At 63.2% G+C, this 21,061-nt stretch carries 33 protein-coding genes; all 33 read right to left on the bottom strand.

What is annotated here, in order from left to right:
- Nucleotides 1-10: 10 nt before the first annotated feature.
- The 33 genes from AC066Y_RS11200 to rpsL all read right to left on the bottom strand — a co-directional run bounded on the left by AC066Y_RS11200 (nt 11) and on the right by rpsL (nt 20,487).
- Entirely contained in the window at nt 11-307 is a 297-nt protein-coding gene (locus tag AC066Y_RS11200) for a DUF1330 domain-containing protein (RefSeq protein WP_478273904.1), read from the bottom strand.
- Nucleotides 308-316: 9 nt separating this feature from the next.
- Nucleotides 317-1,111, bottom strand: a complete 795-nt coding sequence (locus AC066Y_RS11195) for an SDR family NAD(P)-dependent oxidoreductase (RefSeq protein WP_478273903.1) — start codon at nt 1,109-1,111, stop codon at nt 317-319.
- 220 nt (nt 1,112-1,331) lie between these two features.
- Nucleotides 1,332-1,748: a 50S ribosomal protein L17 gene (rplQ, locus tag AC066Y_RS11190; protein WP_456655277.1), complete on the bottom strand. Its 417-nt coding sequence runs from the start codon at nt 1,746-1,748 to the stop codon at nt 1,332-1,334.
- A gap of 209 nt (nt 1,749-1,957) precedes the next feature.
- Nucleotides 1,958-2,989, bottom strand: coding sequence for a DNA-directed RNA polymerase subunit alpha (locus AC066Y_RS11185; protein WP_092114981.1), 1,032 nt, complete (start codon nt 2,987-2,989; stop codon nt 1,958-1,960).
- A gap of 118 nt (nt 2,990-3,107) precedes the next feature.
- Nucleotides 3,108-3,497 carry a 30S ribosomal protein S11 gene (rpsK, locus tag AC066Y_RS11180; RefSeq protein ID WP_006021048.1) on the bottom strand — a complete coding sequence of 130 codons (390 nt, stop codon included), beginning with the start codon at nt 3,495-3,497 and terminating at the stop codon, nt 3,108-3,110.
- 115 nt (nt 3,498-3,612) lie between these two features.
- The gene (rpsM, locus tag AC066Y_RS11175) at nt 3,613-3,981 is read right to left on the bottom strand and encodes a 30S ribosomal protein S13 (protein ID WP_173637151.1); all 369 of its coding nucleotides are present in this window, start codon (nt 3,979-3,981) and stop codon (nt 3,613-3,615) included.
- 198 nt (nt 3,982-4,179) lie between these two features.
- Complete coding sequence (locus tag AC066Y_RS11170) at nt 4,180-5,088, bottom strand: adenylate kinase (protein WP_478273902.1); 909 nt, start codon at nt 5,086-5,088, stop codon at nt 4,180-4,182.
- Between the two features lie 71 nt (nt 5,089-5,159).
- A complete protein-coding gene (secY, locus tag AC066Y_RS11165; protein WP_021081647.1) occupies nt 5,160-6,494 on the bottom strand; it encodes a preprotein translocase subunit SecY in 1,335 nt (444 codons plus the stop codon).
- Between the two features lie 158 nt (nt 6,495-6,652).
- Nucleotides 6,653-7,138: a 50S ribosomal protein L15 gene (gene rplO, locus AC066Y_RS11160; RefSeq protein WP_176530648.1), complete on the bottom strand. Its 486-nt coding sequence runs from the start codon at nt 7,136-7,138 to the stop codon at nt 6,653-6,655.
- Between the two features lie 21 nt (nt 7,139-7,159).
- Nucleotides 7,160-7,363, bottom strand: a complete 204-nt coding sequence (gene rpmD / locus AC066Y_RS11155; protein WP_173637154.1) for a 50S ribosomal protein L30 — start codon at nt 7,361-7,363, stop codon at nt 7,160-7,162.
- Between the two features lie 39 nt (nt 7,364-7,402).
- Entirely contained in the window at nt 7,403-7,978 is a 576-nt protein-coding gene (rpsE, locus tag AC066Y_RS11150) for a 30S ribosomal protein S5 (RefSeq protein WP_028349043.1), read from the bottom strand.
- Between the two features lie 58 nt (nt 7,979-8,036).
- Entirely contained in the window at nt 8,037-8,396 is a 360-nt protein-coding gene (gene rplR / locus AC066Y_RS11145) for a 50S ribosomal protein L18 (RefSeq protein ID WP_029081760.1), read from the bottom strand.
- An 11-nt stretch (nt 8,397-8,407) separates the two neighbouring features.
- The gene (rplF, locus tag AC066Y_RS11140; RefSeq protein ID WP_092114986.1) at nt 8,408-8,941 is read right to left on the bottom strand and encodes a 50S ribosomal protein L6; all 534 of its coding nucleotides are present in this window, start codon (nt 8,939-8,941) and stop codon (nt 8,408-8,410) included.
- 14 nt (nt 8,942-8,955) lie between these two features.
- Nucleotides 8,956-9,354, bottom strand: coding sequence for a 30S ribosomal protein S8 (gene rpsH / locus AC066Y_RS11135; RefSeq protein ID WP_021081651.1), 399 nt, complete (start codon nt 9,352-9,354; stop codon nt 8,956-8,958).
- Nucleotides 9,355-9,370: 16 nt separating this feature from the next.
- Nucleotides 9,371-9,676 (bottom strand): 30S ribosomal protein S14, encoded by a 306-nt coding sequence (rpsN, locus tag AC066Y_RS11130; RefSeq protein WP_092114988.1) that lies wholly within the window; start codon nt 9,674-9,676, stop codon nt 9,371-9,373.
- A 46-nt stretch (nt 9,677-9,722) separates the two neighbouring features.
- A complete protein-coding gene (rplE, locus tag AC066Y_RS11125; protein WP_478273901.1) occupies nt 9,723-10,280 on the bottom strand; it encodes a 50S ribosomal protein L5 in 558 nt (185 codons plus the stop codon).
- Complete coding sequence (gene rplX / locus AC066Y_RS11120) at nt 10,273-10,587, bottom strand: 50S ribosomal protein L24 (RefSeq protein WP_173637157.1); 315 nt, start codon at nt 10,585-10,587, stop codon at nt 10,273-10,275. The genes rplE and rplX overlap by 8 nt, the downstream gene beginning before the upstream one ends.
- Nucleotides 10,587-10,955 carry a 50S ribosomal protein L14 gene (gene rplN, locus AC066Y_RS11115; RefSeq protein ID WP_011473865.1) on the bottom strand — a complete coding sequence of 123 codons (369 nt, stop codon included), beginning with the start codon at nt 10,953-10,955 and terminating at the stop codon, nt 10,587-10,589. The genes rplX and rplN overlap by 1 nt, the downstream gene beginning before the upstream one ends.
- Nucleotides 10,956-11,030: 75 nt before the next feature.
- Nucleotides 11,031-11,279, bottom strand: coding sequence for a 30S ribosomal protein S17 (gene rpsQ, locus AC066Y_RS11110; protein ID WP_092114991.1), 249 nt, complete (start codon nt 11,277-11,279; stop codon nt 11,031-11,033).
- A gap of 10 nt (nt 11,280-11,289) precedes the next feature.
- On the bottom strand, nt 11,290-11,496 hold the full coding sequence (gene rpmC / locus AC066Y_RS11105) for a 50S ribosomal protein L29 (RefSeq protein ID WP_021081654.1): 207 nt from the start codon (nt 11,494-11,496) through the stop codon (nt 11,290-11,292).
- 5 nt (nt 11,497-11,501) lie between these two features.
- On the bottom strand, nt 11,502-11,915 hold the full coding sequence (gene rplP, locus AC066Y_RS11100) for a 50S ribosomal protein L16 (RefSeq protein WP_016843752.1): 414 nt from the start codon (nt 11,913-11,915) through the stop codon (nt 11,502-11,504).
- A 30-nt stretch (nt 11,916-11,945) separates the two neighbouring features.
- Nucleotides 11,946-12,647: a 30S ribosomal protein S3 gene (gene rpsC, locus AC066Y_RS11095; protein WP_018272135.1), complete on the bottom strand. Its 702-nt coding sequence runs from the start codon at nt 12,645-12,647 to the stop codon at nt 11,946-11,948.
- 20 nt (nt 12,648-12,667) lie between these two features.
- Entirely contained in the window at nt 12,668-13,054 is a 387-nt protein-coding gene (gene rplV / locus AC066Y_RS11090; RefSeq protein ID WP_018272136.1) for a 50S ribosomal protein L22, read from the bottom strand.
- A 10-nt stretch (nt 13,055-13,064) separates the two neighbouring features.
- Entirely contained in the window at nt 13,065-13,343 is a 279-nt protein-coding gene (rpsS, locus tag AC066Y_RS11085; RefSeq protein WP_018272137.1) for a 30S ribosomal protein S19, read from the bottom strand.
- Nucleotides 13,344-13,355: 12 nt separating this feature from the next.
- Nucleotides 13,356-14,189, bottom strand: a complete 834-nt coding sequence (rplB, locus tag AC066Y_RS11080; RefSeq protein WP_021081655.1) for a 50S ribosomal protein L2 — start codon at nt 14,187-14,189, stop codon at nt 13,356-13,358.
- Nucleotides 14,190-14,201: 12 nt separating this feature from the next.
- Nucleotides 14,202-14,501 carry a 50S ribosomal protein L23 gene (locus AC066Y_RS11075; protein ID WP_478273900.1) on the bottom strand — a complete coding sequence of 100 codons (300 nt, stop codon included), beginning with the start codon at nt 14,499-14,501 and terminating at the stop codon, nt 14,202-14,204.
- Complete coding sequence (gene rplD, locus AC066Y_RS11070) at nt 14,498-15,118, bottom strand: 50S ribosomal protein L4 (protein WP_173637158.1); 621 nt, start codon at nt 15,116-15,118, stop codon at nt 14,498-14,500. The genes AC066Y_RS11075 and rplD overlap by 4 nt, the downstream gene beginning before the upstream one ends.
- A 1-nt stretch (nt 15,119) precedes the next feature.
- Nucleotides 15,120-15,839 (bottom strand): 50S ribosomal protein L3, encoded by a 720-nt coding sequence (gene rplC, locus AC066Y_RS11065; RefSeq protein ID WP_092114994.1) that lies wholly within the window; start codon nt 15,837-15,839, stop codon nt 15,120-15,122.
- Nucleotides 15,840-15,893: 54 nt separating this feature from the next.
- Nucleotides 15,894-16,202, bottom strand: coding sequence for a 30S ribosomal protein S10 (rpsJ, locus tag AC066Y_RS11060; protein ID WP_002712302.1), 309 nt, complete (start codon nt 16,200-16,202; stop codon nt 15,894-15,896).
- 94 nt (nt 16,203-16,296) lie between these two features.
- Entirely contained in the window at nt 16,297-17,487 is a 1,191-nt protein-coding gene (tuf, locus tag AC066Y_RS11055) for an elongation factor Tu (RefSeq protein WP_478273899.1), read from the bottom strand.
- A gap of 39 nt (nt 17,488-17,526) precedes the next feature.
- Nucleotides 17,527-19,599 (bottom strand): elongation factor G, encoded by a 2,073-nt coding sequence (gene fusA, locus AC066Y_RS11050; RefSeq protein WP_173637160.1) that lies wholly within the window; start codon nt 19,597-19,599, stop codon nt 17,527-17,529.
- Nucleotides 19,600-19,629: 30 nt separating this feature from the next.
- Nucleotides 19,630-20,100, bottom strand: a complete 471-nt coding sequence (gene rpsG / locus AC066Y_RS11045; RefSeq protein ID WP_021081660.1) for a 30S ribosomal protein S7 — start codon at nt 20,098-20,100, stop codon at nt 19,630-19,632.
- A gap of 15 nt (nt 20,101-20,115) precedes the next feature.
- The gene (gene rpsL / locus AC066Y_RS11040; protein ID WP_028168167.1) at nt 20,116-20,487 is read right to left on the bottom strand and encodes a 30S ribosomal protein S12; all 372 of its coding nucleotides are present in this window, start codon (nt 20,485-20,487) and stop codon (nt 20,116-20,118) included.
- Nucleotides 20,488-21,061: the final 574 nt, after the last annotated feature.

Genomic DNA, 21,061 nt, shown 5'->3' with positions numbered 1-21,061 from the left:
TTAGCAGGGGTTAGCTCGGCGGCACGCCTTCGACGAAGATCAGCCGGCGGTCCAGCGCGGTTCGCCGATGCTTGAGCGCTTCGCCGTATTCCGGCGACGCGTACCACTCGCGCAGCCGCGTCATCGACGGGAATTCGACGACGATGATGTTCTTCGGCGGCGGCCCGCCTTCGACCGCCTCCGCGGCACCGCCGCGCACCAGATAGCGCCCGCCATATTGCGCGATCGCCTTGGCGGCGATCGTGCGATAGGCCTCGAAGCCCGCGGCATCCTTCACGTCGACCTCGGAGATCACATACGCTGACATGGTCGCACCTCAGGCAATGGTGTTGACGATGCCGCCCTCGGCGCGCAGCGCCGCGCCATTGGTCGCGGACGCCTGCTTGGAGCAGACGTAGACGACAAGGTTGGCGATCTCCTCGGTGCTGGCAAAGCGTTGCAACAGCGAGGTCGGCCGGTGCTGCTTGACGAAGTTGGAGGCCGCCTCCTCGACCGACTGGCCGTTCTGCTTGGCGAGATCCTTGACGAAGGTCTCGACGCCCTCGGACATCGTCGGTCCGGGCAGCACGGAGTTGACGGTGACCGCGGTGCCGCGGGTCAGCTGCGCGAGCCCGCGAGCGATCGCCAGCTGCGCGGTCTTGGTCGTGCCGTAGTGGATCATCTCGGTCGGGATGTTGAGGCCGGATTCCGAGGAGATGAAGACGATGCGGCCCCAGTTGCGCTTCAGCATGCCCTGCATGTAGCCGCGCGACAGCCGCACGCCCGACATCACGTTGACCTCGAAGAAGCGGCTCCAGTCCTCGTCGGGAATCTCGAAGAACACCTTCGGCTCGAAGATGCCGGCATTGTTGACGAGGATGTCGACGTCGGGCAGCGCCGCCAGCAGCGCCTTGCAACCGGCCGATGTCGAGACGTCGGCGGCGATGCCGCGGACCTTGCCGCCCGGCACCGCCTTGGTGATCGCGGCAACCGCTGCATCGACCTTGGCCTGGCTGCGGCCGTTGATGACGACCTCGGCGCCGGTCTCGGCCAGCCCCCTGGCGATGGCGTTGCCGATGCCCGCGGTCGAGCCGGTCACCAGCGCGGTCTTTCCGGAAAGGTCGATTTTCATTTGTCATCTCCATTGATGTGAATGGAGATATCGGGCGTGGGATCACGCATAGCAATTGCACCTCACCGACGCGTGAGGAACTTGAAGACATCTCGTCGTCCCGGCGAAAGCCAGGACGACCACTGGGATGGAGCGCCGCGCAAAATAAAAACGGCGCCCGAAGGCGCCGTCTTCAAAACCTGGCTCGATAGCGGCGGTAGCCGCCTCGGCGAGAGCGGCGTTACGCCGCCTCGGCTTCCTTGCCCTGGGCCGGACCGGAGTCCTGGCCCTTGGCGTCGACGTCGCGGTCGACGAACTCGATCACGGCCATCGCCGCGTTGTCGCCGTAGCGGAAGCCGGCCTTGATGATCCGGGTGTAGCCGCCCTGGCGGTCCTTGTAACGGGTCGCCAGCGTGTCGAACAGCTTCCTGACCTGGTCGAGGTCGCGCAGCTCGGAGATCGCCTGGCGGCGCAGGGCCAGCCCGCCCTTCTTGCCGAGGGTCACGAGCTTCTCGACGATCGGCCGCAGCTCCTTGGCCTTCGGCAGCGTGGTGACGATCTGCTCGTGCTTGATCAGCGCGGCCGCCATGTTGGCGAACATCGCACGCCGGTGCTCGGCGGTGCGGTTGAGCTTCCGATGAACCTTGCCGTGACGCATTGACTTCTTCCTTCTTCAATTCTGCCGCGGTGGTTCAGCGACAAGTTTTGCAGGTGGGCATCCTGCGTTCGCCCGCAAAAGCGCTTTGGCGCGCCTTTGCTATCTCGTTTGAGCATGATCCTTCCGGAAAACCGCTCCGCACTTTTCCGGGATCATGCTGCGTAAAAAATCGTGGCCGGAGATGCTCCGGCCACGACGATGAAAACGGATCAGTAGTGATCCTCGAAGCGCTTGGCGAGCTCGTCGATGTTCTCCGGCGGCCAGCCCGGCACTTCCATGCCGAGATGCAGACCCATCTGGGCCAGCACTTCCTTGATCTCGTTCAGCGACTTGCGGCCGAAGTTCGGGGTGCGGAGCATTTCCGCTTCCGACTTCTGCACGAGGTCGCCGATGTAGACGATGTTGTCGTTCTTCAGGCAGTTTGCCGAACGCACCGACAGCTCGAGCTCGTCGACCTTCTTGAGGAACGCCGGGTTGAACGCGAGATCGGGGATGATCTCCTGCGTGACTTCCTTGCGCGGCTCTTCGAAGTTGACGAACACGTTGAGCTGATCCTGCAGGATGCGCGCGGCATAGGCCACCGCGTCCTCCGGCGTGATCGCGCCGTTGGTCTCGATCGTCATGGTCAGCTTGTCGTAGTCGAGGATCTGGCCCTCACGGGTGTTCTCGACCTTGTAGGAGACCTTGCGGACCGGCGAGAACAGGCTGTCGACCGGGATCAGGCCGATCGGCGCATCCTCGGGACGGTTGCGCTCGGCGGCGACATAGCCCTTGCCGGTCGCGACCGTGAACTCCATGCGGATCTCGGCGCCATCGTCCAGCGTGCAGAGCTGCAGGTCGGGATTGAGCACGGTGACGTCGCCGACGGTCTGGATGTCGCCGGCGGTGACGGCGCCCGGGCCCTGCTTCTTCACGACCATGCGCTTCGGGCCTTCGCCCTGCATCTTGATCGAGATGTCCTTGATGTTGAGGACGATGTCGGTGACGTCTTCACGGACACCGGCGATCGAGGAGAACTCGTGCAGCACGCCGTCGATATGCACCGACTGCACCGCGGCGCCCTGCAGCGAGGACAGCAGGATGCGGCGCAGCGCGTTGCCGAGCGTCTGGCCGAAGCCGCGCTCGAGCGGCTCGGCGACCACGGTGGCGAACCGGCTCGCGTCCGAGCCCGGCGTCACCTGAAGCTTGTTCGGTCGAATAAGTTCTTGCCAATTTTTCTGGATCGTCACTTGTTCACCCATGGGCCAGTCGTCGGGCCCGTCGAATGGCCGAACCTGGCGTTGGAGATCGCGGAACAGTCCGCGCGGTCAATTCCAAAAACGATCGCAGGGCGGCTAGAAGCCGCCCGCGATTTACAGATCAAACGCGCCGACGCTTGCGCGGACGGCAGCCATTGTGCGGGATCGTGGTCACGTCGCGGATCGAGGTGACGGTGAAGCCCGCAGCCTGCAGCGCACGGAGCGCCGACTCACGGCCCGAACCCGGGCCGGCCACTTCAACCTCCAGCGTGCGCATGCCGTGTTCCTGCGCCTTCTTGGAGACGTCTTCGGCCGCGACCTGCGCGGCATAGGGGGTCGACTTGCGCGAGCCCTTGAAGCCCATCGTGCCGGCCGACGACCAGGCGATGGTGTTGCCCTGCGCGTCGGTGATGGTGATGGTCGTGTTGTTGAACGACGAATTCACGTGCGCGATGCCGGAGGCGATGTTCTTGCGTTCGCGGCGGCGTACGCGGGTGGCTTCCTTGCCCATTTCAAACCTTTCCTGTGATCTCAACGCCGCCGTAGTGCCAGCGGCTACACCTCAAAACGCAAATGGCGAGTAGCGAATTTTCGATTCGCTACCCCCCACCTGCAATTCGTAAAACTTACTTCTTCTTGCCGGCGATCGCCTTGGCCGGCCCCTTGCGCGTGCGCGCATTGGTGTGGGTGCGCTGGCCGCGCACCGGCAGACCACGGCGATGACGCAGGCCGCGATAGCAGCCAAGGTCCATCAGCCGCTTGATGTTGATGCCGACCTCACGACGGAGGTCGCCCTCGACCAGATAGTCGCGGTCGATGACTTCGCGGATCTGCAGGACCTCCTGGTCGGTCAACTGGCTGACACGACGGTCTGCCGGGATCTTGACCTTCTCGATGATGTCGGCCGCGTTCTTCTGGCCGATACCATGGATGTACTGAAGCGCGATCAGCACGCGCTTGTTGGTAGGAATGTTGACGCCGGCAATACGGGCCACGGACTTCTCTCCTGTCGCCGATCCATCACGGATACGGGCTTCTCAAGTTCTTGCTCTCTGCGGGCTTGTGTCCACAAACGCGAACACGACGCCCTTCCCCTCATGTCCTTCGGGGCCCGGCATCGTCATAAAACTATCCAACTTGGATGCGGGGCATATTAAAGGATTCATGTCGGTTTCGTCAACCGCTCCTAGCGTTTAGCTCGCTTTTTCGTGAGCTTTTTTTGCTGCCTTTTTGGCGGCTTTTGCCCCCTTCCGGGCATTCGCGGCACGGGCGGCCTGCTTTGCGGTCTTCTTCACAGTCTTCTTGGCCGGCTGCTTCGCAGTTTTCTTGGCAGCCTTCTTGGCAGCTTTGCCCTTGGAGGCCGGCTTTGAGGCCCCCTTGGCGGCCTTCCGGACCGGTTTGGCGGCCGTTTTGGCCGACTTAGCTGCCTTCTTGGTCGCCTGCTTCGCGGTCTTCTTGGCCGTCTTGGACGCCTTCGAGGCGCTCTTGGCCTCTTCGTGCTCCTTCGGTTCCAGCGCGCCGAGCGCGGTCAGGATCCGGTTGATCTCGCGGGTGACGTGCTCGATGGTCATCATGCCGTCGACCGTCAGAAGCTTCCGCCGCTCCGAATAATAGTGAATCAGCGGTTCCGTCAGCGAGCGGTACTGTGCCAGGCGCCTGGTCAGCACTTCCGGCGTGTCGTCGAGGCGCACTTCTTCGCCGCGCGCCCGGGTTTCCTCGGCGCGCTTCTCGACGCGGGCGAGCAGCGCACTCTCGTTGACGCGCAGCTCGACGACGGCGTCGAGCTTGAGATGCTTTTTCCGGAGCAGCTCGTCGAGCGCCTCCGCCTGCGGCACGGTGCGCGGGAAGCCGTCGAGAATGAAGCCCTTCTTCGCGTCGGGCTCCTCGATCCGGTCGGCGATGATTCCCACCACGACCTCGTCGGGAACCAGGCCGCCATTGGCCATGATCTCCTTGGCCTGCAAGCCGACCGGGGTGCCTGCGGCAGCGGCCGCGCGCAGCATCTCGCCGGTCGAGAGCTGAACGATGCCATGCCGGTGCACCAGCCGCTGCGCCTGGGTTCCCTTGCCCGAGCCCGGCGGCCCCAAAAGGATCAATCTCATATCTGTTTCGCCCCCCGGCTAGGTGGGCGACGTCCGCACACCTGTGTTTTGAGTTTGGAGCCGCGCCGCGATCAGCGGCGGCGGCCTCCCCTGAGCTTCGACTTCCTGATCAACCCTTCATACTGATGAGCGAGCAGATAGCCCTGCACCTGCGACACCGTATCCATCGTCACGCTGACGACGATCAGGAGCGAAGTGCCGCCAAAGTAGAACGGGACCGAGGCGTAGGAAATCAGAATTTCAGGAATCAGGCAGACGATCGCGAGATAGATCGCACCGAGCACCGTGATGCGCGACAGCACGTAGTCGATGTATTCGGCGGTGCGCTCACCGGGCCGGATGCCCGGAATGAAGCCGCCATGCTTCTTCAGATTGTCCGCGGTCTCGGTCGGGTTGAACACGATCGCGGTGTAGAAGAAGGCGAAGAACACGATCAGCGCGAGATACATCAGCAGGAACAGCGGCCGGCCGTGGCTGAGCTGGGTGGTGAGCCACTGGAACCACTCCGGCCCCTTGCCGGCGTTGAAGTTCGCAACTGTGGTCGGCAGCAGCAGCAGCGACGAGGCGAAGATCGGCGGAATTACGCCCGAGGTGTTGAGCTTGAGCGGCAGATGCGAGGACTGACCCTCGAACATCTTGTTGCCGACCTGGCGCTTCGGATACTGGATCAGCAGCCGGCGCTGCGCCCGCTCCATGAACACGATGAAGGCGATCACGGCGACCGCCATCACGATGACGATCAGGATCAGGCCGGTCGACATCGCGCCCTGGCGGCCGAGTTCCAGCATGTTGGCGAGCGCCGACGGCAGCTCGGCGACGATGCCGGACAGGATGATCAGCGAGATACCGTTGCCGATGCCGCGCGAGGTGATCTGCTCGCCGAGCCACATCAGGAACATGGTGCCGCCGGTCAGCGTGATCGCGGTCGAGATCCGGAAGAACATGCCGGGGTCGCTGACGACGTTGCCGGCGCCTTCGAGGCCGATCGCTATGCCGTAGGACTGGAACAGCGCCAGGATCACCGTCAGATAGCGGGTGTACTGGTTCAGCGTCTTGCGGCCCGCCTCGCCTTCCTTCTTGAGCGCCTCGAGCTGCGGCGACACGGTGGTCAGCAGCTGCACGATGATCGATGCCGAGATGTACGGCATGATGTTCAGCGCGAAGATCGCCATGCGGTGGATGCCGCCGCCGGCGAACATGTTGAACATACCGAGGATGCCGCCGGACTGGCTGCGGAAGACCTGCTCCCAAATGTTGGGATCGATGCCCGGCAGCGGAATGTAGGTGCCCAGCCGATAAACAAGCAGCGCACCCAGGGTGAACCAGATGCGCTTCTTCAGCTCGTCGGCTTTCGCCAGCTGTCCGAAATTGAGGTTTGCGGCAAGTTGTTCGGCTGCTGAGACCATGTTCGGCTTTCTCCCGGAGCCCGCTTCGCCGACGTCCCCAAGAAACTCGTTCTCTCGGGCCGTCGGCAGACACCGGACATTATCTGGTGCGCGGCCTCGATAAGTCCATCATTCGATCTGCGGATTGCCCGCGCAGGCCGCGGGCAATGACGCAGATGTTACGCCGCCTCGCCTTCGTCCTTGGCGGGGGCCAGGATCTTGACCGAGCCGCCGGCCTTCTCGACCGCAGCAATGGCCGACTTGGAGGCGCCGTGCGCTTCGATGGTCAGCTTGGTCTTGATCTCGCCGCGGCCGAGCAGCCGCAACCCGTCCTTGGCGCGGCGCAGCACGCCGGCCTTCACCAGCGACTCGACGTTGACCGTCGCGCTCGCATCGACCAGCTTGTTGTCGATCGCTTCCTGCAGACGGTCGAGATTGATCTCGGCGAAGTCGAGCCGGAAGATGTTGTTGAAGCCGCGCTTCGGCAGACGGCGATGCATCGGCATCTGGCCGCCTTCGAAACCCTTGATGCGGACGCCCGAACGCGCGGTCTGGCCCTTGCCGCCGCGGCCCGAGGTCTTGCCCTTGCCGGAACCGATGCCACGGCCGACACGCATGCGCTTCTTGCGCGAGCCGGCGTTGTCGGCGATATCGCTGAGCTTCATCGCCCTTCTCCTTATCTCTGCTTACTCGCCGACGACGCGGACGAGATGCTGGACTTTGCTGATCATGCCGCGAACTTCAGGGGTGTCCTGCAGCTCGGCAACCCGGCCGATCTTGTTGAGCTTGAGGCCGATCAGCGTCGAACGCTGCGAGTGATGGCGGCGGATTGCGCTGCCGATCTGCTCGACCTTGATGGTCTTGCTGGCCTGATTGTTGGCCTTGGCCATGACAGTAACTCCGAATAGCGCTTCGAGAAGCGCGCGTTGTTATTCCGCCACCACTTCGGCGTCACCGCCGACGCGGCGCGACTGCAGGGTGGAGACCTTGATGTTGCGGCGCGCAGCCACCGAGCGCGGCGAATCCTGATGCTTCAGCGCGTCGAAGGTTGCGCGAACCATGTTGTAGGGATTCGACGAGCCGATCGACTTCGCCACCACGTCCTGGATGCCGAGCGTCTCGAACACCGCGCGCATCGGGCCGCCGGCGATGATGCCGGTACCAGCCGGAGCGGCACGCAGATAAACGCGGCCGGCGCCGTGACGGCCGGCGATGTCGTGATGCAGCGTGCGGCCTTCGCGCAGCGCGACCCGCGTCAGGTTGCGCTTCGCCGATTCGGTCGCCTTGCGGATCGCTTCCGGAACTTCGCGCGCCTTGCCGTGGCCGAAACCGACCCGGCCCTTCTGATCGCCGATCACGACCAGCGCCGCAAAGCCGAAGCGCTTGCCGCCCTTGACGACCTTCGCCACGCGATTGATGTGGACGAGCTTGTCGACGAACTCGCTGTCGCGCTCCTCGCGATCCCTGCTCCGTTCGCGTCCGCCGCGTTCGCGTTCACCTGCCATGGTGTTTTCCAATCTCTAGGAGGCCTGACGCCTCTATCCTGGTAATCGTTCGTAAAGTTTAGAAGCTCAATCCGCCTTCGCGCGCCGCATCCGCGAGCGCCTTGACGCGCCCGTGATAGATGTAAGCGCCGCGATCGAACACGACTTCCTTGACACCCTTCTGCGCCGCGCGTTCCGCCAGCAGCTTGCCGACGGCCTTCGCCGCATCGATGTCGGCGCCGGTCTTGCCGGCGTCGCGCAGGTTCTTCTCCAGCGACGAGGCGGACGCGAGCGTCTCGCCCTTCTGGTCGTCGATGACCTGGGCGTAGATGTGCTTGGACGAGCGGAACACCGACAGCCGCGGACGGCCGCCTGCCGAGCGGCGAAGCGCAAGGCGGACGCGCTGCTTGCGCCGGGCATTCGTAACCTTGAGTGACATGACCGGCTCCGTTACTTCTTCTTGCCTTCCTTGCGGAAGATGAATTCGTTGGCGTACTTCACGCCCTTGCCCTTGTAGGGCTCCGGCGGACGGTAGGCGCGGATCTCGGCGGCGACCTGGCCGACGCGCTGCGGATCGTTGCCGGTGATCGTGATCTCGGTCGGCTTCGGCACCGCGATGGTGATGCCTTCCGGGATCGCGTAGACCACGTCGTGGCTGTAGCCGAGCGCGAGCTGCAGGTTCTTGCCCTGCATCGCGGCGCGGTAGCCGACGCCGGTGATCTCGAGCTTCTTCTCGAAGCCCTTGGTGACGCCCTCGACGAGGTTGGCGACCTGCGCGCGCGCGGTGCCGTACATCGCCTGCGCGCGGTTGGTCTTGACGCGCGGAGCGACCTTGACCTGGCCGTTCTCGAACTTCACCTCGACGTCGTCATGCACGACGAACTGAAGCTGGCCCTTCGGCCCCTTCACCTTCACCGTCTGGCCCTCGACGCTTGCCGTCACACCCGACGGGATCGCCACCGGCCTTTTGCCGATACGTGACATCGTAAAATCCTTCCTCAGAACACCGTGAAGAGAACTTCGCCGCCCACGTTGGCGTCGCGCGCCTCGTGGTCAGCCATGATTCCCTTCGGCGTCGACAACACCGAAATGCCGAGACCGTTGTTCACGCGCGGCAGGTTCTTCACCGAGGCGTAAACGCGGCGGCCCGGCTTCGACACCCGCTCGATCTCGCGGATGACGGGCTCGCCGTCGAAATACTTCAGCTCGATCTCGAGCTCGCTGCGGCCCGAGGCATGCTCGACGCTGGCGTAGCCGCGGATGTAGCCCTCGGACTTCAGCACTTCGAGCACGTTGGCGCGCATCTTCGAGCCGGGGCTCGAGACCTTGGACTTCGAACGCATCTGCGCGTTGCGGATGCGGGTGATGAGATCGCTGATCGGATCGTGCGTAGACATTGTTCCGACCCTCCCCTTACCAGCTCGACTTCACGAGGCCGGGAACCAGGCCCTTGGAGCCGAGTTCACGCAGCGCGATGCGCGAGAGCTTGTTCTTGCGATAGATCGAGCGCGGACGCCCGGTCAGCTCGCAACGGTTGCGGATGCGCGTCGGCGACGAGTTGCGCGGCATCTCGGCGAGCTTCAGCGTCGCCGCGAAGCGCTCTTCCATCGGCTTGGTCTTGTCGGCGATGATCGCCTTCAGCTTTTCGCGCTGCGGGGCAGCGTTCTTCGCCATCCGCTTGCGTCGGTTATTCTTCTCGATCGAACTCTTCTTTGCCATGCTTGGCTCCTGGGTATCCGCGTTTGAGTGGCTTTGGCTCAGCTACTCACTGCCGGAACGGGAAATTGAACGCGGCCAACAAGGCACGCGCCTCGTCGTCGGTCTTGGCGGTGGTGCACACCGTGATGTCCATGCCACGCGCTTCCGAGACCTTGTCGAAGTCGATCTCGGGGAAAATGATGTGCTCCTTGATACCGAGCGAATAGTTGCCACGGCCGTCGAAGCTCTTCGGGTTCAGGCCGCGGAAGTCGCGGACGCGGGGCAGCGCCACGTTCACCAGGCGGTCGATGAACTCGTACATATGGGCCTTGCGCAGCGTGACCTTGCAGCCGATCGGCTGATTCTCGCGCAGCTTGAAGGTCGCGATCGCGATCCGCGAATAGGTCACGATCGCCTTCTGGCCGGCGATCAGGCTCAGCTCGGCAGCGGCGGTCTCGGCCTTCTTGCGGTCGTTGACGGAATCGCCGACGCCCATGTTGAGCACGACCTTGTCGAGGCGCGGCACCTGCATCACGTTGGCATAACCGAACTTCTCGGTCATCATGCCGCGGATCTTCTTGTCATACTCCGCGCGCAGGCGCGGCGTGTAAGCTGTCTCAGCCATCGATCTCTGCTCCCGAGCTCTTGGCAACACGAACCTTCTTGCCATCGGCATGAATCTTGAACCCAATGCGGGTCGGCTTTCCGTCCTTGCCGACATACGCAATGTTGGACAGGTCGATCGGCATCTCCTTGGAGATGATGCCGCCTTCCTGGGTCTGGCTCTGCTTCTGGTGACGCTTCACCATGTTGATGCCGCGAACGAGAGCCTTGTTCTCGTCCGGACGCACCTCGAACACCTCGCCGGTGCGACCCTTGTCGCGGCCGGTGAGCACCATCACCTTGTCGCCCTTGCGGATCTTGGCAGCCATCACAGCACCTCCGGCGCAAGCGAAATGATCTTCATGTGGTTCTTGGCGCGCAGCTCGCGCGGCACCGGCCCGAAGATACGGGTGCCGACCGGCTCGGATTGATTGTTGATCAGCACGGCGGCGTTGCGGTCGAAGCGGATGACCGAACCGTCGGCGCGGCGGATGTCCTTGCGGACCCGGACCACGACGGCCTTCATCACGTCGCCCTTCTTCACCTTGCCACGCGGAATGGCTTCCTTGATCGACACAACGATAACGTCGCCCACGGTGGCATAGCGGCGCTTGGAACCTCCAAGAACCTTGATGCACATGACACGGCGTGCGCCTGAATTATCGGCCACGTCGAGGTTGGTCTGCATCTGAATCATTGATGCACCTCGTCCTCTTTCTGCGCTTTAGCGCGCCCAAAATTTCCCTGAATGTCTTCGGCCAGGCCGAAGTAATCAGGCCGTTTTCTTGTGTTCGCCCCGGACCACGGTCCAGCGCTTCAGCTTCGAGATCGGCTTCGATTCCTCGATCCAGACCATGTCGCCCGGCTTGAACTGATTGTCCTCGTCGTGCGCGTGGTAGTTCTTGGAACGGCGGATCGTCTTCTTGTAGATCGGGTGGGTGAAGCGGCGATCGACGCGCACCACCACGGTCTTGGCTTGCTTGTCGCTCACGACCACGCCCTGCAGAGTACGTTTCGGCATAGCTGGCCCCTTACTTCTTCTTCGCGCGCAGTTGCGCGGCGATGGTCTTGATACGAGCGATATCGCGGCGGGCTTCCCGCATCCGCGAGGTGTTCTCCAGCTGCCCGGTGGCGCGCTGGAAACGCAGGTTGAAGCGTTCCTTCTTCAGGTTCAGGACCGCGTCTTCCCGCTGGTCGTCGCTCATCGCGCGAATGTCTTCAACTTTCATCTCGGCCATGGCGATTACTCCGCAATGCGCGCAACGAAGCGCGTCTTGATCGGCAGCTTGGCGGCGGCGAGCGACAGCGCCTCCTTGGCGGTCTGCACCGGCACGCCGTCGATTTCGAACATCACGCGGCCCGGCTTGATCCGGACCACCCACAATTCCGGCGCACCCTTGCCGGAGCCCATGCGGACTTCGGCGGGCTTCTTCGACACCGGCACGTCCGGGAACACCCGGATCCAGACGCGGCCGGCGCGCTTCATGTGACGAGTCAGCGCGCGGCGGGCGGCTTCGATCTGACGGGCGGTGACGCGCTCAGGCTCCATCGCCTTCAGGCCGAACTGGCCGAACGCCAACGTCGCGCCAGAGGTCGCAACGCCGTGGATACGGCCCTTATGCGCCTTCCGGAACTTCGTCTTCTTAGGTTGCATCATGGCTTTAAGCCCTCAAATTCCTGCTTTGCCTCAAGCGGCGTCGCGGCGCGAACGCGGCGTGTTGTCGCCCTCGGCCATCTTCTTGTCCTGGGCCATCGGATCGTGCTCGAGGATCTCGCCCTTGAAGATCCAGACCTTGACGCCGCAGGTGCCGAAGGTCGTGAACGCGGTGGCAACGCCGTAGTCGACGTCGGCGCGCAGCGTGTGCAGCGGCACGCGACCTTCGCGATACCACTCCATGCGCGCGATTTCGGCGCCGCCGAGACGGCCCGAGCAGTTGATGCGGATGCCCTCGGCGCCGAGACGCATCGCCGACTGCACGGCGCGCTTCATGGCGCGGCGGAACGCAACGCGGCGCTCCAGCTGCTGGGCGATCGATTCAGCGACCAGGGTCGCGTCGAGCTCCGGCTTGCGGATTTCGACGATGTTGATCACGACGTCCGACGAGGTGATGTCGGCGACCTTCTTGCGCAGCTTGTCGATGTCGGCGCCCTTCTTGCCGATCACGACACCCGGACGGGCCGAGTGGATCGTCACGCGGCACTTCTTGTGCGGGCGCTCGATCACGATGCGGGCGACAGCCGCCTGCTTGAGCTCCTTGTGCAGGATCTCGCGGATCTTGACGTCCTCGTGCAGGAGCTTGCCGTATTCCTGCTTGCCGGCGAACCAACGGGAGTCCCAGGTCCGGTTGATGCCGAGACGCAGCCCGATTGGATTGATCTTTTGACCCATCGTCTTCTCCTGCGCCCTTCTTAGGCGCTTGCCTCGGCCTCGACCTGACGAACCACGATGGTCAGGTGCGAGAACGGTTTGAACACACGGCCCGAACGGCCACGGCCGCGCGGAGCAAAACGCTTCATCACGATGCCATTGCCGACATGCGCCTCGGCAACGACGAGATCGTCGACATCGAGGTCATGGTTGTTCTCGGCGTTCGCGATCGCCGATTCCAGGCACTTCTTGACGTCGACCGCGATCCGCTTGCGCGAGAACTGCAGGTCGGCAAGCGCAGCCGAAGCCTTGCGGCCGCGGATCAGCTGCGCCACCAGGTTGAGCTTCTGCGGGCTGACGCGCAGCATGCGGGCGACGGCCTTGGCCTCATTGTCCGCGAGGCTACGTTCGCGCTTTGGTTTGCTCATCGTCTATTCCTCAAGCCTTCTTGGCTTTCTTGTCGCCCGAGTGGCCGTGGAAGGTCCGGGTCGGCGAGAACTCGCCGAACTTGTGACCCACCATTTCCTCGTTGATCGCCACCGGCACATGCTTCTGGCCGTTGTAGACACCGAAGGTCAGGCCGACGAACTGCGGCAGGATGGTGGAGCGACGGCTCCAGATCTTGATGACGTCGTGACGGCCGGACGCGCGCGCGGCATCTGCCTTCTTGAGCAGAGAACCCTCGACGAACGGGCCTTTCCAGACTGAACGAACCATGTCCGGCGTTCCTTACTTCTTCCGCTTGTGGCGGCTGAGGAGAATGAATTTGTTGGTCGACTTGTTGGTGCGGGTCTTCTTGCCCTTGGTCGGCTTGCCCCACGGAGTAACCGGGTGACGACCGCCCGAGGTACGACCTTCACCACCGCCGTGCGGGTGATCGATCGGGTTCATGACGACGCCGCGGTTGTGCGGACGCCAGCCGAGCCAGCGGGTACGACCGGCCTTGCCGATCGAGATGTTCATGTGATCCGGGTTCGAGACCGCGCCGATCGTGCCGCGGCAACGGCCGTGCACGAGACGCTGCTCGCCCGAGTTCAGGCGGACGATGACGTAGTCCTGGTCGCGCCCGACGATCTGGGCATAGGTGCCGGCGGAGCGTGCCAGCTGGCCGCCCTTGCCGATCTTCAGCTCGATGTTGTGCACGATCGTGCCGACCGGCATGTTGCCGAGCGGCATGACGTTGCCCGGCTTCACGTCGACATAATTGCCGGCGACGACGGTGTCGCCCGCCGCCAGACGCTGCGGCGCCAGGATGTAGGCCAGCTCGCCGTCCTGATACTTGATCAGCGCGATGAACGCGGTGCGGTTCGGATCGTACTCCAGCCGCTCCACGACCGCCGGCATGTCCACCTTGTCGCGGCGGAAGTCGACGGTGCGGTAGGCCTTCTTGTGGCCGCCGCCGCGGAAACGCACGGTGATGCGACCGGTGTTGTTGCGACCGCCATTGCCGAGCTTGCCCTCGGTCAGGGTCTTCACCGGCTTGCCCTTGTAGAGCGCCGAACGATCGACCATGACCAGCTGGCGCTGGCCCGGCGTCGTGGGATTGTAGGTTTTCAATGCCATCGTCGTTGCGCCTTATAGTCCGGTAGTCACGTCGATGCGGTGGCCCTCTTCAAGGGTCACGATCGCGCGCTTGGAGTCCGACTGCGAGCCGAGATTGCCGCGGAACACCTTGGTCTTGCCCTTGCGAACGAGAGTGTTGACGCTCTTCACCTTGACGTCGAACAGCTTCTCGACCGCTTCCTTGATCTGCGGCTTGGTCGCCTTGCTGGCGACCTTGAACAGCACCTTGTTGTGCTCGGAGGCGAGCGTCGCCTTTTCCGTCACGACCGGCGAGATGATGACGTCGTAGTGGCGCGGATCGATGTTCTTCATTTGAAGCGCGCCTCCAGCGCATCAACCGCAGCCTTGGTCAGCACCAGCTTGTGGCGGCGGAGAATGTCGTAGACGTTGATGCCCTGGATCGGCAGCACGTCGATGTTCGGGATGTTGCGGGCCGCGGTCGCGAAACCGTTGTGCAACTCGGCACCGTCGATGATCAGCGCATTGGTCAGGCCGAGGCCCGAGAAGTGACCGAGCAGCGCCTTGGTCTTGGCGGCCTCGAGCTGCGCATTGTCGATCACGATCAGCCCGCCGTCCTTGGCCTTGGCCGACAGCGCATGCTTCAGCGCGAGCGCGCGCACCTTCTTCGGCAGGTCGGTCGCATGGGAGCGAACCACCGGACCGAACGCACGGCCACCGCCGCGGAACTGCGGCACGCGGGCCGAGCCGTGACGGGCGCCGCCGGTGCCCTTCTGCTTGTACATCTTCTTGCCGGTGCGCCAGACGTCGGCGCGGCCCTGGGCCTTGTGGGTGCCGGCCTGGCGCTTGTTGAGCTGCCACTGCACGCAACGCTGGATGATGTCCTTGCGCGGCTCGAGACCAAAGATCTCGTCCGACAGCTGAACCGAGCCGGCGTCCTTGCCTTCAAGGGTGGTGACTTTCAGTTCCATCTCACACGCCCTCCTTCTCGGCTACAGCCTCGGTAGCTTCACCGCCGGCGACCTTGAACTTGCCGGGCTTCGGGGCTTCCTTCGGCAGCGGCTTCTTGACGGCGTCGCGCACCGAGATCCAGCCGCCCTTGGAACCGGGAACGGCGCCTTCGACGAGGATCAGGCCGCGCTCGACGTCGGTCGAAACCACGCGCAGATTGAGCGTGGTGATGCGGTCGACGCCCATGTGACCGGGCATCTTCTTGTTCTTGAAGGTCTTGCCGGGGTCCTGACGGCCACCGGTCGAACCGATCGAGCGGTGCGAGACCGACACACCGTGGGTGGCGCGCAGACCGCCGAAATTCCAGCGCTTCATGCCGCCGGCGAAGCCCTTACCGATCGAGGTGCCAGTCACGTCGACAAACTGGCCGACCACGAAATGGTCCGCCTGGATTTCCGCGCCGACCGGGATCAGCGCGTCCTCGGACACGCGGAACTCGGCGACCTTGCGCTTCGGCTCGACTTTGGCGACCGCGAACTGGCCGCGTTCGGCCTTCGGCATGTACACCGTCTTGCGGGCGCCCGAGCCGAGCTGAAGAGCGACATAGCCGTTCTTCTCGGTCGTGCGGTGGCCCAGCACCTGGCAGTTGCCCAACTTCAGCACGGTCACAGGGATATGCTCGCCGGTCTCCGTAAAGACCCGCGTCATCCCGACCTTTTGTGCGATCACTCCGGAGCGCATCGGCGTGCTTCCTGTCTTTCTGTCCGCAAGCGGCGGACGTAAAAATCCAAAACCTTAGAGCTTGATCTCGACGTCGACACCGGCGGCCAGGTCGAGCTTCATCAGCGCATCGACGGTCTGCGGGGTCGGGTCGACAATGTCGAGGAGGCGCTTGTGAGTGCGCATCTCGAATTGCTCGCGGCTCTTCTTGTCAACGTGCGGCGAACGGTTGACGGTGAACTTCTCGATGCGGGTCGGCAGCGGAATCGGTCCGCGAACCTGCGCACCGGTGCGCTTCGCCGTGTTCACGATCTCACGGGTCGACGTATCGAGGATTCGATGGTCGAACGCCTTGAGACGGATGCGAATGTTTTGGCCGTTCATTGCCGTATCTCTTTCTTCGTCGCTCAATTAGCGAATAGCGAGTGGTGAGCGGCGGGTGGGCGAACCCACCCGCTGCAAACTGACTGATCCACCCTTACTCGATGATGGCGGCGACGACGCCGGCGCCGACGGTGCGGCCGCCTTCGCGGATCGCGAAGCGCAGCTTCTCTTCCATCGCGATCGGCACGATCAGGTGCACTTCCATCGCGATGTTGTCGCCCGGCATCACCATCTCGGTGCCTTCGGGCAGGTGCACGACACCGGTCACGTCGGTGGTGCGGAAGTAGAACTGCGGACGGTAGTTGGTGAAGAACGGGGTGTGACGACCGCCCTCTTCCTTGGTGAGGATGTAAGCCTCAGCCTTGAACTTGGTGTGCGGCTTGACCGAACCGGGCTTGCACAGCACCTGGCCGCGCTCGACTTCCTCGCGCTTGGTGCCGCGGAGCAGCGCACCGATGTTGTCGCCGGCCTGGCCCTGATCGAGCAGCTTGCGGAACATTTCGACGCCGGTGACGATGGTCTTCTGGGTGTCGCGGATACCGACGATTTCGATTTCCTCGCCGACCTTGATCACGCCGCGCTCGACACGGCCGGTGACGACGGTGCCGCGGCCCGAGATCGAGAACACGTCTTCAACCGGCATCAGGAACGGCTGGTCGATCGGACGCTCCGGCTGCGGGATGTATTCGTCGACATTGCGCATCAGCTCGAGGATAGCGTCGTGGCCGAGCGCCTTGTCCTTGTCTTCGAGGGCGGCGAGCGCCGAACCCTTGATGATCGGGATCTTGTCGCCCGGGAATTCGTACTTCGAGAGCAGCTCGCGGACCTCGAGCTCGACGAGCTCGAGCAGCTCCGGATCGTCGACCATGTCGCACTTGTTGAGGAACACGACCAGCGCGGGCACGCCGACCTGGCGGGCGAGCAGGATGTGCTCGCGGGTCTGCGGCATCGGGCCGTCAGCAGCCGACACGACCAGGATCGCGCCGTCCATCTGGGCGGCACCGGTGATCATGTTCTTCACGTAGTCGGCGTGGCCGGGGCAGTCGACGTGAGCGTAGTGGCGGTTCTTCGTCTCGTACTCGACGTGAGCGGTCGAGATCGTGATGCCGCGCGCCTTCTCTTCCGGCGCCTTGTCGATCTGGTCGTAGGCGGTGAACGTCGCGCCGCCGGTTTCTGCGAGCACCTTGGTGATCGCTGCGGTCAGCGAGGTCTTGCCATGGTCGACGTGACCGATGGTGCCGATGTTGCAGTGGGGCTTGTTACGTTCGAATTTAGCTTTGGCCATTTGACTCTCCGTTCAATCGTTGACTGCCATCAACGACAATCAGGCAAACTTCTTCTGGACTTCAGCCGACACGTTTGCCGGAGCTTCGGCGTAGTGATCGAACTGCATGGTGAAGGTCGCGCGACCCTGGCTCATCGAGCGCAGGTTGTTCACGTAACCGAACATGTTCATGAGCGGCACCATCGCATTGATGACGTTGGCGTTGCCACGCATGTCTTGGCCCTGGATCTGGCCGCGCCGGGAATTCAGGTCGCCGATGACCGAACCGGTGTAGTCTTCCGGGGTCACCACCTCGACCTTCATGATCGGCTCGAGCAGAACGGACTTGCCCTTCGTCAGCGCCTCGCGGAACGCAGCCCGCGATGCGATTTCGAACGCCAGCGCCGACGAGTCGACGTCGTGATACTTGCCGTCGACCAGCTGCACCTTGACGTCCACCACCGGGAAGCCGGCAACGACGCCGGAGCCCATCACGCTGTTGAGGCCCTTTTCGACGCCGGGGATGTATTCCTTCGGCACCGCACCACCGACGATCTTCGATTCGAACTCATAGCCCTTGCCGGGCTCGTTCGGCTCGACGACGATCGACACTTCGGCGAACTGACCGGTACCGCCGGTCTGCTTCTTGTGGGTGTACTTGACTTCAGCCTTCTTGGTCACGCGCTCGCGGAACGCCACCTGCGGCGCGCCGATGTTGGCATCGACCTTGTAGGTGCGCTTGAGAATGTCGACCTTGATGTCGAGATGCAGTTCGCCCATGCCCTTGAGGATGGTCTGGCCGGACTCCTGGTCGGTCGACACGCGGAACGACGGATCTTCCGCGGCGAGCTTGGCAAGCGCCACGCCGAGCTTTTCCTGGTCGGCCTTCGACTTCGGCTCGATCGCGATCTCGATCACCGGCTCCGGGAATTCCATCTTCTCGAGGATGACCGGCTTGTCGGGATCGCACAGCGTGTCACCGGTGCGCGCTTCCTTCAGGCCAGCCAGCGCGACGATGTCGCCGGCATAGGCTTCCTTAATGTCTTCGCGGTTGTTCGCATGCATCAGCAGCATGCGGCCGATACGCTCTTTCTTCTCGCGGGTCGAGTTCACCACGCCGGTACCCGACTGCAGGATGCCGGAATAAATGCGGCAGAAGGTGATGGTGCCGACGAAGGGGTCGTCCATGATCTTGAACGCGAGCAGAGCCAGCGGCTCCTTGTCGTCCGCATGACGCACGACTTCGTTGCCGTCCTCATCGGTGCCCTTGATCGCGGGCACGTCGATCGGCGACGGCAAATAGTCGACGACGGCGTCGAGCAGCGGCTGCACGCCCTTGTTCTTGAACGCGGAGCCGCACAGCACGGGATAGAAAGCGCCGGTCAGCACGGCCTTGCGGATCAGGCGCTTGAGGGTCGCCTCGTCCGGCTCCTTGCCGTCGAGGAAGGCAGCCAAAGCATCATCGTCGAGCTCGACGGCGGCTTCCACCATCTTCTCGCGATATTCCTTGGCCTGCTCGACCAGATCTTCCGGGATGTCGACATAGTCGAACTTGGCGCCGAGCGATTCATCGTTCCAGACGATGCCTTTCATCTTCACCAGGTCGACGAGACCCTTGAAGTTGTTCTCGGCACCGATCGGCAGCTGGATCGCGATCGGCTTGGCGCCGAGGCGGTCGACGATATCGGACAGGCACTTGAAGAAGTCGGCACCGGTCTTGTCCATCTTGTTGGCGAAGACGATGCGCGGAACCTTGTACTTGTCGCCCTGGCGCCAGACGGTCTCGGTCTGCGGCTCGACGCCCTGGTTGGAGTCGAGAACGCAAACGGCGCCGTCGAGCACGCGCAGCGAACGCTCGACTTCAATGGTGAAGTCGACGTGGCCGGGGGTGTCGATGATGTTCAGGCGCTTGCCGTTCCAGAACGCGGTGGTCGCGGCCGAAGTGATCGTGATGCCACGCTCCTGCTCCTGCTCCATCCAGTCCATCGTCGCGGCACCTTCGTGCACTTCGCCGATCTTGTGGCTCTTGCCAGTGTAATACAGGATGCGCTCGGTGGTCGTGGTCTTGCCGGCGTCGATATGCGCCATGATACCGAAGTTGCGGTAGTCCTCGATGGCATGTTGGCGGGGCATGAGACTGTTCCTTAAATTCCGTTGATCGCCTTACCAGCGATAGTGCGAGAAGGCGCGGTTGGCTTCCGCCATCCGGTGCACGTCTTCACGCTTCTTGACGGCGTTGCCGCGATTGTTCGAGGCATCGAGCAGCTCCGCCGACAGACGCTCGGTCATGGTCTTCTCGTTGCGCTCACGGGCAGCCGAGATCAGCCAGCGGATGCCGAGCGCCTGACGGCGCACCGAGCGGACTTCCACCGGCACCTGGTAGGTCGCGCCGCCGACGCGGCGGGAACGGACCTCGATGGTCGGCATCACGTTCTCGAGCGCCTGCTCGAACACGCCGAGCGGCGGCTGCTTGGTCTTGGCCTCGATCATGCCGAGCGCACCGTAGACGATGTTTTCGGCGACCGACTTCTTCCCGGCGTACATCACCGAGTTCATGAACTTCGTAATGATGATGTTCCCGAACTTCGGATCCGGAAGAACTTCACGCTTCTCAGCAGAATGGCGACGCGACATCTGATCGTTTCCCGCTTACTTCGGACGCTTCGCGCCGTACTTCGAACGACGCTGCTTACGGTTCTTGACGCCCTGGGTATCCAGCACGCCACGGAGGATGTGGTAGCGCACGCCGGGCAAGTCCTTGACGCGGCCGCCGCGGATCATGACCACCGAGTGCTCCTGCAGGTTATGGCCTTCACCCGGGATGTAGCCGATCACCTCGAAGCCGTTGGTCAGGCGCACCTTGGCGACCTTACGAAGCGCCGAGTTCGGCTTCTTCGGGGTCGTGGTGTAGACGCGCGTGCACACGCCGCGCTTCTGCGGCGACTGCTGCAGCGCCGGCACCTTCTTGCGCGACTTCTGCACTTCACGTGGTTTTGCGATCAGCTGGTTGATCGTCGGCATGCAGCCTTCACCCTTTAGTTCGCGCGAGAACCTTGAATGGCTCCGCAAATTTCTTCTCAGGACTAGCCGTCCCGTACGGCCCGCTCGACGCGGAACAAACACCCGCGCAAAGCGAAATCGCGCCAACCACTCATCGCTGAGCGGAAAGCGCATCGACGCCACAGAGGACCGCGATCCCGAACCGTTCAGCGTTCGCTGTCCGGTCCGCCACCGAGGTCATGCATCCGAATTCACTCTCAAGAGGACGTGCTCAAGAGAACCAAAATCGTCCTGGCATTGCCTAGCTATCATCGACAGCGTCTGAGCGGCATTCGTCGAGGTTGGTGCCCGTCCGGCGCCTGAAAAAGGGCCCTGGGGTGTTCCGTTCCGACGCTGGCGTAGCTCACCGCCTGTCGTTAAGTGAGCGCCTTGTATAATCGAGAGATAGTGAAGTCAAGCAAAACGACAAGCAAAGAAACGCCTCTGGCGCTTGCAGATTTCGCATTTCGCGGCGCTCGTCGGGCGTCGAAATATGACAGCGTCTGCGACTCCCCTCGCCCGAATCCGAATCTCCGGCACGCCAGCGGAATCATAT

The sequence above is a fragment of the Bradyrhizobium sp. USDA3010 genome, from assembly GCF_056429065.1.
The sequence above is the reverse complement of the archived record's forward strand: the minus strand, read 5'-3'. Positions and strand labels throughout refer to the sequence as shown.